This window comes from Vibrio sp. FE10, assembly GCF_030297155.1.
GTDB lineage: Bacteria > Pseudomonadota > Gammaproteobacteria > Enterobacterales > Vibrionaceae > Vibrio > Vibrio apostichopi.
Genome location: NZ_AP028067.1, coordinates 317,300 through 330,590, shown reverse-complemented (window position 1 = coordinate 330,590; position 13,291 = coordinate 317,300). Strand labels below are relative to the sequence as shown.

The following is a 13,291-nucleotide window of genomic DNA, read 5'->3' as shown; positions in this document are numbered from 1 at the left end:
TTTAAATTTGATTTGAATTACTCGTAAGTAATCAAATCAGTCAGCTTTCCAAATTGTTAAAGAGCATGAGACTTTAAGAACCAGTGTTCTAAAATTCACATTTTCTAAAGACTCTCGGGGTCAAACACACCAACCAACGACAAAAGAAGTGGTTTGGATATGACTATAACCAAGAATATTTAGAGAATGGTGGGCGATACCGGGCTCGAACCAGTGACCCCCTGCTTGTAAGGCAGGTGCTCTCCCAACTGAGCTAATCGCCCACGATAGTTTTAATTCCTTCGCGGAGAAAGAATGGTGGGTCGTGCAGGATTCGAACCTGCGACCAATTGATTAAAAGTCAACTGCTCTACCAACTGAGCTAACGACCCAATGGTATCCCGTAGGGGAGTCGAACCCCTGTTACCGCCGTGAAAGGGCGGTGTCCTAGGCCTCTAGACGAACGGGACACTGGATATTGAAGAACTTGGGAGTTCTTCGTCTCTTTACTTTTCTAAACCTAATCAATCTGTGTGGACACTCATCGTGGTATCTTCGTATAAGGAGGTGATCCAGCCCCAGGTTCCCCTAGGGCTACCTTGTTACGACTTCACCCCAGTCATGAACCACAAAGTGGTGAGCGTCCTCCCCGAAAGGTTAAACTACCCACTTCTTTTGCAGCCCACTCCCATGGTGTGACGGGCGGTGTGTACAAGGCCCGGGAACGTATTCACCGTGACATTCTGATTCACGATTACTAGCGATTCCGACTTCATGGAGTCGAGTTGCAGACTCCAATCCGGACTACGACGCACTTTTTGGGATTCGCTCACTATCGCTAGCTTGCTGCCCTCTGTATGCGCCATTGTAGCACGTGTGTAGCCCTACTCGTAAGGGCCATGATGACTTGACGTCGTCCCCACCTTCCTCCGGTTTATCACCGGCAGTCTCCCTGGAGTTCCCGACATTACTCGCTGGCAAACAAGGATAAGGGTTGCGCTCGTTGCGGGACTTAACCCAACATTTCACAACACGAGCTGACGACAGCCATGCAGCACCTGTCTCAGAGCTCCCGAAGGCACACCTGCGTCTCCGCTGGCTTCTCTGGATGTCAAGAGTAGGTAAGGTTCTTCGCGTTGCATCGAATTAAACCACATGCTCCACCGCTTGTGCGGGCCCCCGTCAATTCATTTGAGTTTTAATCTTGCGACCGTACTCCCCAGGCGGTCTACTTAACGCGTTAGCTCCGAAAGCCACGGCTCAAGGCCACAACCTCCAAGTAGACATCGTTTACGGCGTGGACTACCAGGGTATCTAATCCTGTTTGCTCCCCACGCTTTCGCATCTGAGTGTCAGTGTCTGTCCAGGGGGCCGCCTTCGCCACTGGTATTCCTTCAGATCTCTACGCATTTCACCGCTACACCTGAAATTCTACCCCCCTCTACAGCACTCTAGTTCACCAGTTTCAAATGCAGTTCCGAGGTTGAGCCCCGGGCTTTCACATCTGACTTAATGAACCACCTGCATGCGCTTTACGCCCAGTAATTCCGATTAACGCTCGCACCCTCCGTATTACCGCGGCTGCTGGCACGGAGTTAGCCGGTGCTTCTTCTGTTGCTAACGTCAAGATGCGCAGCTATTAACTACACACCCTTCCTCACAACTGAAAGTACTTTACAACCCGAAGGCCTTCTTCATACACGCGGCATGGCTGCATCAGGCTTTCGCCCATTGTGCAATATTCCCCACTGCTGCCTCCCGTAGGAGTCTGGACCGTGTCTCAGTTCCAGTGTGGCTGATCATCCTCTCAGACCAGCTAGGGATCGTCGCCTTGGTGAGCCATTACCTCACCAACTAGCTAATCCCACCTAGGCATATCTTGACGCGAGAGGCCCGAAGGTCCCCCTCTTTGGCCCGTAGGCATTATGCGGTATTAGCCATCGTTTCCAATGGTTATCCCCCACATCAAGGCAATTTCCTAGGCATTACTCACCCGTCCGCCGCTCGACGCCCAACAAATCCTCCGAAGATTCAATGTTGTCGTTTCCGCTCGACTTGCATGTGTTAGGCCTGCCGCCAGCGTTCAATCTGAGCCATGATCAAACTCTTCAATTTAAGATTTTGTGACTCAACGAATACTGACTTCAAAACTAATATTCATTCGAAAATGAACATGTAATTCTAAAGCTATTACCATTCCAACAGAATGGTAATGAATTGACTGTGCCGAATAATTTCTTTCTACAAGAGAAAGTCGTTAAACGTATTGGTCACTCAGTTCATTGAAATCATTGTGTTACCGAAGTAACTGTTATTACGCTCTTTCGAAAAAGAACCAATAACGTTTTGATATTCATCAACGAGTGCCCACACAGATTGATAGGTTTAAATTGTTAAAGAGCTTTGCTTTCAGTACCTTAGCACGTAAGCAGGACGCGTATAATACGCTTTCCACTTTGAAAGTCAACATAAAACTCTAAGAAACTTAGAACTCTATGGTGACTTGTCTAGAAACTAGACAAAGTCGAAATTAAAGCCTGGCGATGTCCTACTCTCACATGGGGAAACCCCACACTACCATCGGCGCTATTGTGTTTCACTTCTGAGTTCGGCATGGAATCAGGTGGGTCCACAATGCTATGGTCGCCAAGCAAATTTTAAAATTCGGAAAGCTTATCTAAAAGTATTTCTCTTCAAACGCATTCAAGGTCTGGTATATCTGAGTCCACAAAACCCCTTGGGTGTTGTATGGTTAAGCCTCACGGGCAATTAGTACAGGTTAGCTCAATGCCTCGCAGCACTTACACACCCTGCCTATCAACGTCGTAGTCTACGACAACCCTTTAGGACACTTATAGTGCCAGGGAAAACTCATCTCAAGGCTCGCTTCCCGCTTAGATGCTTTCAGCGGTTATCGATTCCGAACTTAGCTACCGGGCAATGCCATTGGCATGACAACCCGAACACCAGAGGTTCGTCCACTCCGGTCCTCTCGTACTAGGAGCAGCCCCTTTCAATTTTCCAACGCCCACGGCAGATAGGGACCGAACTGTCTCACGACGTTCTAAACCCAGCTCGCGTACCACTTTAAATGGCGAACAGCCATACCCTTGGGACCGACTTCAGCCCCAGGATGTGATGAGCCGACATCGAGGTGCCAAACACCGCCGTCGATATGAACTCTTGGGCGGTATCAGCCTGTTATCCCCGGAGTACCTTTTATCCGTTGAGCGATGGCCCTTCCATTCAGAACCACCGGATCACTATGACCTGCTTTCGCACCTGCTCGAATTGTCATTCTCGCAGTCAAGCGGGCTTATGCCATTGCACTAACCACACGATGTCCAACCGTGTTTAGCCCACCTTCGTGCTCCTCCGTTACTCTTTGGGAGGAGACCGCCCCAGTCAAACTACCCACCAGGCACTGTCCGTAATCCCGATTCAGGGACCAACGTTAGAACATCAAAACTACAAGGGTGGTATTTCAAGGACGACTCCACCACATCTAGCGACGCGGTTTCATAGTCTCCCACCTATCCTACACATGTAGGTTCAATGTTCAGTGCCAAGCTGTAGTAAAGGTTCACGGGGTCTTTCCGTCTAGCCGCGGGTACACTGCATCTTCACAGCGATTTCAATTTCACTGAGTCTCGGGTGGAGACAGCGTGGCCATCATTACGCCATTCGTGCAGGTCGGAACTTACCCGACAAGGAATTTCGCTACCTTAGGACCGTTATAGTTACGGCCGCCGTTTACCGGGGCTTCGATCAAGAGCTTCGACCGAAGTCTAACCCCATCAATTAACCTTCCGGCACCGGGCAGGCGTCACACCGTATACGTCATCTTACGATTTTGCACAGTGCTGTGTTTTTAATAAACAGTTGCAGCCACCTGGTATCTGCGACTCTCGTCTGCTCCATCCGCAAGGGACTTCACTGATAAGAGCGTACCTTCTCCCGAAGTTACGGTACCATTTTGCCTAGTTCCTTCACCCGAGTTCTCTCAAGCGCCTTGGTATTCTCTACCCGACCACCTGTGTCGGTTTGGGGTACGATTCCTTACAATCTGAAGCTTAGAGGCTTTTCCTGGAAGCATGGCATCAATGACTTCACTACCGTAGTAGCTCGACATCGTATCTCAGCGTTAAGAAAGTCCGGATTTACCTAAACTTTCCGCCTACGTACTTGAACCTGGACAACCGTCGCCAGGCCCACCTAGCCTTCTCCGTCCCCCCATCGCAATTGTAAGAAGTACGGGAATATTAACCCGTTTCCCATCGACTACGCCTTTCGGCCTCGCCTTAGGAGTCGACTTACCCTGCCCCGATTAACGTTGGACAGGAACCCTTGGTCTTCCGGCGAGGGAGTTTTTCACTCCCTTTATCGTTACTCATGTCAGCATTCGCACTTCTGATACCTCCAGCAGCCCTTACAGACCACCTTCAACGGCTTACAGAACGCTCCCCTACCCCACATACCCTAAGGTACGTAGCCGCAGCTTCGGTGTATAGCTTAGCCCCGTTACATCTTCCGCGCAGGCCGACTCGACCAGTGAGCTATTACGCTTTCTTTAAATGATGGCTGCTTCTAAGCCAACATCCTGGCTGTCTGAGCCTTCCCACATCGTTTCCCACTTAGCTATACTTTGGGACCTTAGCTGGCGGTCTGGGTTGTTTCCCTCTCCACGACGGACGTTAGCACCCGCCGTGTGTCTCCCGGATAGTACTTACTGGTATTCGGAGTTTGCAAAGGGTTGGTAAGTCGGGATGACCCCCTAGCCTTAACAGTGCTCTACCCCCAGTAGTATTCGTCCGAGGCGCTACCTAAATAGCTTTCGGGGAGAACCAGCTATCTCCAGGTTTGATTGGCCTTTCACCCCTAGCCACAAGTCATCCGCTAATTTTTCAACATTAGTCGGTTCGGTCCTCCAGTTGATGTTACTCAACCTTCAACCTGCCCATGGCTAGATCACCTGGTTTCGGGTCTAATCCTAGCAACTGTACGCCCAGTTAAGACTCGGTTTCCCTACGGCTCCCCTAAACGGTTAACCTTGCTACTAAAATTAAGTCGCTGACCCATTATACAAAAGGTACGCAGTCACACCACGAAGGTGCTCCTACTGCTTGTACGTACACGGTTTCAGGTTCTATTTCACTCCCCTCACAGGGGTTCTTTTCGCCTTTCCCTCACGGTACTGGTTCACTATCGGTCAGTCAGTAGTATTTAGCCTTGGAGGATGGTCCCCCCATATTCAGACAGGATATCACGTGTCCCGCCCTACTCGATTTCACTGATTATGATGTGTCGGTTACGGGGCTATCACCCTTTGTTGCGCCACTTTCCAGAGGCTTCACCTGCATCATTAAAAGCTTAAGGGCTAATCCAATTTCGCTCGCCGCTACTTTCGGAATCTCGGTTGATTTCTCTTCCTCGGGGTACTTAGATGTTTCAGTTCCCCCGGTTTGCCTCCTGTTGCTATGTATTCACAACAGGATACGTGCTTATGCACGTGGGTTTCCCCATTCAGAAATCCCAGACTCAAAAGGTTATTACTACCTAATCTGGGCTTATCGCAAGTTATTACGTCTTTCATCGCCTCTGACTGCCAAGGCATCCACCGTGTACGCTTAGTCACTTAACCATACAACCCGAAAGGGTCTTAGTGTATGGCAACTAACCAAGGTTTTTGGTTGTCATTAAGAAGGGTTAATTCTCAATGACTGTTTGCCGGACTCAATTGTGAATCAAATAAATTTGATTCGAATACAAGACACTTGAATGTGTTTGTTGTGTTTATCTAATGAAAGATAAACATTGAGAACTTTTAAATTTGATTTGAATTACTCGTAAGTAATCAAATCAGTCAGCTTTCCAAATTGTTAAAGAGCTAGATTTCTTTCGAAACCATTTTTAAATATTTTCAGATAAAAACACTTAAAGATGGTGGAGCTATGCGGGATCGAACCGCAGACCTCCTGCGTGCAAGGCAGGCGCTCTCCCAGCTGAGCTATAGCCCCATCTTTGTTTCTAGTCGATATTGGTGGGTCTGAGTGGACTCGAACCACCGACCTCCCGCTTATCAGGCGAGCGCTCTAACCAGCTGAGCTACAGACCCAATATCGTCTCTTTTACTTTTCTAAACCTAATCAATCTGTGTGGACACTCATCGTGGTATCTTCGTATAAGGAGGTGATCCAGCCCCAGGTTCCCCTAGGGCTACCTTGTTACGACTTCACCCCAGTCATGAACCACAAAGTGGTGAGCGTCCTCCCCGAAAGGTTAAACTACCCACTTCTTTTGCAGCCCACTCCCATGGTGTGACGGGCGGTGTGTACAAGGCCCGGGAACGTATTCACCGTGACATTCTGATTCACGATTACTAGCGATTCCGACTTCATGGAGTCGAGTTGCAGACTCCAATCCGGACTACGACGCACTTTTTGGGATTCGCTCACTATCGCTAGCTTGCTGCCCTCTGTATGCGCCATTGTAGCACGTGTGTAGCCCTACTCGTAAGGGCCATGATGACTTGACGTCGTCCCCACCTTCCTCCGGTTTATCACCGGCAGTCTCCCTGGAGTTCCCGACATTACTCGCTGGCAAACAAGGATAAGGGTTGCGCTCGTTGCGGGACTTAACCCAACATTTCACAACACGAGCTGACGACAGCCATGCAGCACCTGTCTCAGAGCTCCCGAAGGCACACCTGCGTCTCCGCTGGCTTCTCTGGATGTCAAGAGTAGGTAAGGTTCTTCGCGTTGCATCGAATTAAACCACATGCTCCACCGCTTGTGCGGGCCCCCGTCAATTCATTTGAGTTTTAATCTTGCGACCGTACTCCCCAGGCGGTCTACTTAACGCGTTAGCTCCGAAAGCCACGGCTCAAGGCCACAACCTCCAAGTAGACATCGTTTACGGCGTGGACTACCAGGGTATCTAATCCTGTTTGCTCCCCACGCTTTCGCATCTGAGTGTCAGTGTCTGTCCAGGGGGCCGCCTTCGCCACTGGTATTCCTTCAGATCTCTACGCATTTCACCGCTACACCTGAAATTCTACCCCCCTCTACAGCACTCTAGTTCACCAGTTTCAAATGCAGTTCCGAGGTTGAGCCCCGGGCTTTCACATCTGACTTAATGAACCACCTGCATGCGCTTTACGCCCAGTAATTCCGATTAACGCTCGCACCCTCCGTATTACCGCGGCTGCTGGCACGGAGTTAGCCGGTGCTTCTTCTGTTGCTAACGTCAAGATGCGCAGCTATTAACTACACACCCTTCCTCACAACTGAAAGTACTTTACAACCCGAAGGCCTTCTTCATACACGCGGCATGGCTGCATCAGGCTTTCGCCCATTGTGCAATATTCCCCACTGCTGCCTCCCGTAGGAGTCTGGACCGTGTCTCAGTTCCAGTGTGGCTGATCATCCTCTCAGACCAGCTAGGGATCGTCGCCTTGGTGAGCCATTACCTCACCAACTAGCTAATCCCACCTAGGCATATCTTGACGCGAGAGGCCCGAAGGTCCCCCTCTTTGGCCCGTAGGCATTATGCGGTATTAGCCATCGTTTCCAATGGTTATCCCCCACATCAAGGCAATTTCCTAGGCATTACTCACCCGTCCGCCGCTCGACGCCCAACAAATCCTCCGAAGATTCAATGTTGTCGTTTCCGCTCGACTTGCATGTGTTAGGCCTGCCGCCAGCGTTCAATCTGAGCCATGATCAAACTCTTCAATTTAAGATTTTGTGACTCAACGAATACTGACTTCAAAACTAATATTCATTCGAAAATGAACATGTAATTCTAAAGCTATTACCATTCCAACAGAATGGTAATGAATTGACTGTGCCGAATAATTTCTTTCTACAAGAGAAAGTCGTTAAACGTATTGGTCACTCAGTTCATTGAAATCATTGTGTTACCGAAGTAACTGTTATTACGCTCTTTCGAAAAAGAACCAATAACGTTTTGATATTCATCAACGAGTGCCCACACAGATTGATAGGTTTAAATTGTTAAAGAGCTTTGCTTTCAGTACCTTAGCACGTAAGCAGGACGCGTATAATACGCTTTCCACTTTGAAAGTCAACATAAAACTCTAAGAAACTTAGAACTCTATGGTGACTTGTCTAGAAACTAGACAAAGTCGAAATTAAAGCCTGGCGATGTCCTACTCTCACATGGGGAAACCCCACACTACCATCGGCGCTATTGTGTTTCACTTCTGAGTTCGGCATGGAATCAGGTGGGTCCACAATGCTATGGTCGCCAAGCAAATTTTAAAATTCGGAAAGCTTATCTAAAAGTTATTTCTCTTCAAACGCATTCAAGGTCTGGTATATCTGAGTCCACAAAACCCCTTGGGTGTTGTATGGTTAAGCCTCACGGGCAATTAGTACAGGTTAGCTCAATGCCTCGCAGCACTTACACACCCTGCCTATCAACGTCGTAGTCTACGACAACCCTTTAGGACACTTATAGTGCCAGGGAAAACTCATCTCAAGGCTCGCTTCCCGCTTAGATGCTTTCAGCGGTTATCGATTCCGAACTTAGCTACCGGGCAATGCCATTGGCATGACAACCCGAACACCAGAGGTTCGTCCACTCCGGTCCTCTCGTACTAGGAGCAGCCCCTTTCAATTTTCCAACGCCCACGGCAGATAGGGACCGAACTGTCTCACGACGTTCTAAACCCAGCTCGCGTACCACTTTAAATGGCGAACAGCCATACCCTTGGGACCGACTTCAGCCCCAGGATGTGATGAGCCGACATCGAGGTGCCAAACACCGCCGTCGATATGAACTCTTGGGCGGTATCAGCCTGTTATCCCCGGAGTACCTTTTATCCGTTGAGCGATGGCCCTTCCATTCAGAACCACCGGATCACTATGACCTGCTTTCGCACCTGCTCGAATTGTCATTCTCGCAGTCAAGCGGGCTTATGCCATTGCACTAACCACACGATGTCCAACCGTGTTTAGCCCACCTTCGTGCTCCTCCGTTACTCTTTGGGAGGAGACCGCCCCAGTCAAACTACCCACCAGGCACTGTCCGTAATCCCGATTCAGGGACCAACGTTAGAACATCAAAACTACAAGGGTGGTATTTCAAGGACGACTCCACCACATCTAGCGACGCGGTTTCATAGTCTCCCACCTATCCTACACATGTAGGTTCAATGTTCAGTGCCAAGCTGTAGTAAAGGTTCACGGGGTCTTTCCGTCTAGCCGCGGGTACACTGCATCTTCACAGCGATTTCAATTTCACTGAGTCTCGGGTGGAGACAGCGTGGCCATCATTACGCCATTCGTGCAGGTCGGAACTTACCCGACAAGGAATTTCGCTACCTTAGGACCGTTATAGTTACGGCCGCCGTTTACCGGGGCTTCGATCAAGAGCTTCGACCGAAGTCTAACCCCATCAATTAACCTTCCGGCACCGGGCAGGCGTCACACCGTATACGTCATCTTACGATTTTGCACAGTGCTGTGTTTTTAATAAACAGTTGCAGCCACCTGGTATCTGCGACTCTCGTCTGCTCCATCCGCAAGGGACTTCACTGATAAGAGCGTACCTTCTCCCGAAGTTACGGTACCATTTTGCCTAGTTCCTTCACCCGAGTTCTCTCAAGCGCCTTGGTATTCTCTACCCGACCACCTGTGTCGGTTTGGGGTACGATTCCTTACAATCTGAAGCTTAGAGGCTTTTCCTGGAAGCATGGCATCAATGACTTCACTACCGTAGTAGCTCGACATCGTATCTCAGCGTTAAGAAAGTCCGGATTTACCTAAACTTTCCGCCTACGTACTTGAACCTGGACAACCGTCGCCAGGCCCACCTAGCCTTCTCCGTCCCCCCATCGCAATTGTAAGAAGTACGGGAATATTAACCCGTTTCCCATCGACTACGCCTTTCGGCCTCGCCTTAGGAGTCGACTTACCCTGCCCCGATTAACGTTGGACAGGAACCCTTGGTCTTCCGGCGAGGGAGTTTTTCACTCCCTTTATCGTTACTCATGTCAGCATTCGCACTTCTGATACCTCCAGCAGCCCTTACAGACCACCTTCAACGGCTTACAGAACGCTCCCCTACCCCACATACCCTAAGGTACGTAGCCGCAGCTTCGGTGTATAGCTTAGCCCCGTTACATCTTCCGCGCAGGCCGACTCGACCAGTGAGCTATTACGCTTTCTTTAAATGATGGCTGCTTCTAAGCCAACATCCTGGCTGTCTGAGCCTTCCCACATCGTTTCCCACTTAGCTATACTTTGGGACCTTAGCTGGCGGTCTGGGTTGTTTCCCTCTCCACGACGGACGTTAGCACCCGCCGTGTGTCTCCCGGATAGTACTTACTGGTATTCGGAGTTTGCAAAGGGTTGGTAAGTCGGGATGACCCCCTAGCCTTAACAGTGCTCTACCCCCAGTAGTATTCGTCCGAGGCGCTACCTAAATAGCTTTCGGGGAGAACCAGCTATCTCCAGGTTTGATTGGCCTTTCACCCCTAGCCACAAGTCATCCGCTAATTTTTCAACATTAGTCGGTTCGGTCCTCCAGTTGATGTTACTCAACCTTCAACCTGCCCATGGCTAGATCACCTGGTTTCGGGTCTAATCCTAGCAACTGTACGCCCAGTTAAGACTCGGTTTCCCTACGGCTCCCCTAAACGGTTAACCTTGCTACTAAAATTAAGTCGCTGACCCATTATACAAAAGGTACGCAGTCACACCACGAAGGTGCTCCTACTGCTTGTACGTACACGGTTTCAGGTTCTATTTCACTCCCCTCACAGGGGTTCTTTTCGCCTTTCCCTCACGGTACTGGTTCACTATCGGTCAGTCAGTAGTATTTAGCCTTGGAGGATGGTCCCCCCATATTCAGACAGGATATCACGTGTCCCGCCCTACTCGATTTCACTGATTATGATGTGTCGGTTACGGGGCTATCACCCTTTGTTGCGCCACTTTCCAGAGGCTTCACCTGCATCATTAAAAGCTTAAGGGCTAATCCAATTTCGCTCGCCGCTACTTTCGGAATCTCGGTTGATTTCTCTTCCTCGGGGTACTTAGATGTTTCAGTTCCCCCGGTTTGCCTCCTGTTGCTATGTATTCACAACAGGATACGTGCTTATGCACGTGGGTTTCCCCATTCAGAAATCCCAGACTCAAAAGGTTATTACTACCTAATCTGGGCTTATCGCAAGTTATTACGTCTTTCATCGCCTCTGACTGCCAAGGCATCCACCGTGTACGCTTAGTCACTTAACCATACAACCCGAAAGGGTCTTAGTGTATGGCAACTAACCAAGGTTTTTGGTTGTCATTAAGAAGGGTTAATTCTCAATGACTGTTTGCCGGACTCAATTGTGAATCAAATAAATTTGATTCGAATACAAGACACTTGAATGTGTTTGTTGTGTTTATACCGTTCTTATTAACTAAGAGCAGATAAACATTGAGAACTTTTAAATTTGATTTGAATTACTCGTAAGTAATCAAATCAGTCAGCTTTCCAAATTGTTAAAGAGCATAAAGCAAAAAGCTTTAATCAATAACTTACGTTATTAATTAAAGCTCTGGCTTTAACTAAATCTAAACCATCAATCTGTGTGGACACTCATCGTAAGTATCTTCGTATAAGGAGGTGATCCAGCCCCAGGTTCCCCTAGGGCTACCTTGTTACGACTTCACCCCAGTCATGAACCACAAAGTGGTGAGCGTCCTCCTCGAAAGGTTAAACTACCCACTTCTTTTGCAGCCCACTCCCATGGTGTGACGGGCGGTGTGTACAAGGCCCGGGAACGTATTCACCGTGACATTCTGATTCACGATTACTAGCGATTCCGACTTCATGGAGTCGAGTTGCAGACTCCAATCCGGACTACGACGCACTTTTTGGGATTCGCTCACTATCGCTAGCTTGCTGCCCTCTGTATGCGCCATTGTAGCACGTGTGTAGCCCTACTCGTAAGGGCCATGATGACTTGACGTCGTCCCCACCTTCCTCCGGTTTATCACCGGCAGTCTCCCTGGAGTTCCCGACATTACTCGCTGGCAAACAAGGATAAGGGTTGCGCTCGTTGCGGGACTTAACCCAACATTTCACAACACGAGCTGACGACAGCCATGCAGCACCTGTCTCAGAGCTCCCGAAGGCACACCTGCGTCTCCGCTGGCTTCTCTGGATGTCAAGAGTAGGTAAGGTTCTTCGCGTTGCATCGAATTAAACCACATGCTCCACCGCTTGTGCGGGCCCCCGTCAATTCATTTGAGTTTTAATCTTGCGACCGTACTCCCCAGGCGGTCTACTTAACGCGTTAGCTCCGAAAGCCACGGCTCAAGGCCACAACCTCCAAGTAGACATCGTTTACGGCGTGGACTACCAGGGTATCTAATCCTGTTTGCTCCCCACGCTTTCGCATCTGAGTGTCAGTGTCTGTCCAGGGGGCCGCCTTCGCCACTGGTATTCCTTCAGATCTCTACGCATTTCACCGCTACACCTGAAATTCTACCCCCCTCTACAGCACTCTAGTTCACCAGTTTCAAATGCAGTTCCGAGGTTGAGCCCCGGGCTTTCACATCTGACTTAATGAACCACCTGCATGCGCTTTACGCCCAGTAATTCCGATTAACGCTCGCACCCTCCGTATTACCGCGGCTGCTGGCACGGAGTTAGCCGGTGCTTCTTCTGTTGCTAACGTCAAGATGTGCAGCTATTAACTACACACCCTTCCTCACAACTGAAAGTACTTTACAACCCGAAGGCCTTCTTCATACACGCGGCATGGCTGCATCAGGCTTTCGCCCATTGTGCAATATTCCCCACTGCTGCCTCCCGTAGGAGTCTGGACCGTGTCTCAGTTCCAGTGTGGCTGATCATCCTCTCAGACCAGCTAGGGATCGTCGCCTTGGTGAGCCATTACCTCACCAACTAGCTAATCCCACCTAGGCATATCTTGACGCGAGAGGCCCGAAGGTCCCCCTCTTTGGCCCGTAGGCATTATGCGGTATTAGCCATCGTTTCCAATGGTTATCCCCCACATCAAGGCAATTTCCTAGGCATTACTCACCCGTCCGCCGCTCGACGCCCATTAAATCCTCCGAAGAATCAATAATGTCGTTTCCGCTCGACTTGCATGTGTTAGGCCTGCCGCCAGCGTTCAATCTGAGCCATGATCAAACTCTTCAATTTAAGATTTTGTGACTCAACGAATACTGACTTCAAAACTAATATTCATTCGAAAATGAACATGTAATTCTAAAGCTATTACCATTCCAACAGAATGGTAATGAATTGACTGTGCCGAATAATTTCT

5 tRNA genes and 7 rRNA genes are annotated in these 13,291 nt (G+C 49.3%); all 12 read right to left on the bottom strand.

Annotated elements, in window-relative coordinates:
- Nucleotides 1–187: 187 nt before the first annotated feature.
- The 12 genes from QUF19_RS01605 to QUF19_RS01550 all read right to left on the bottom strand — a co-directional run bounded on the left by QUF19_RS01605 (nucleotide 188) and on the right by QUF19_RS01550 (nucleotide 13,167).
- A tRNA-Val gene (locus QUF19_RS01605) sits at nucleotides 188–263 on the bottom strand.
- 32 nt (nucleotides 264–295) lie between these two features.
- Nucleotides 296–371, bottom strand: a tRNA-Lys gene (locus QUF19_RS01600).
- A gap of 2 nt (nucleotides 372–373) precedes the next feature.
- Nucleotides 374–449, bottom strand: a tRNA-Glu gene (locus tag QUF19_RS01595).
- Nucleotides 450–539: 90 nt separating this feature from the next.
- Nucleotides 540–2,094 (bottom strand): 16S ribosomal RNA (locus QUF19_RS01590).
- A 420-nt stretch (nucleotides 2,095–2,514) separates the two neighbouring features.
- A 5S ribosomal RNA gene (gene rrf / locus QUF19_RS01585) occupies nucleotides 2,515–2,630 on the bottom strand.
- Nucleotides 2,631–2,727: 97 nt separating this feature from the next.
- A 23S ribosomal RNA gene (locus QUF19_RS01580) occupies nucleotides 2,728–5,620 on the bottom strand.
- A gap of 300 nt (nucleotides 5,621–5,920) precedes the next feature.
- A tRNA-Ala gene (locus tag QUF19_RS01575) sits at nucleotides 5,921–5,996 on the bottom strand.
- 21 nt (nucleotides 5,997–6,017) lie between these two features.
- A tRNA-Ile gene (locus tag QUF19_RS01570) sits at nucleotides 6,018–6,094 on the bottom strand.
- A 67-nt stretch (nucleotides 6,095–6,161) separates the two neighbouring features.
- Nucleotides 6,162–7,716 (bottom strand): 16S ribosomal RNA (locus QUF19_RS01565).
- A gap of 420 nt (nucleotides 7,717–8,136) precedes the next feature.
- A 5S ribosomal RNA gene (gene rrf, locus QUF19_RS01560) occupies nucleotides 8,137–8,252 on the bottom strand.
- Between the two features lie 98 nt (nucleotides 8,253–8,350).
- Nucleotides 8,351–11,243 (bottom strand): 23S ribosomal RNA (locus QUF19_RS01555).
- A 369-nt stretch (nucleotides 11,244–11,612) separates the two neighbouring features.
- Nucleotides 11,613–13,167, bottom strand: a 16S ribosomal RNA gene (locus QUF19_RS01550).
- The 16S, 23S and 5S rRNA genes sit together here with 5 tRNA genes alongside, the layout of an rRNA operon.
- Between the last annotated feature and the right edge of the window lie 124 nt (nucleotides 13,168–13,291).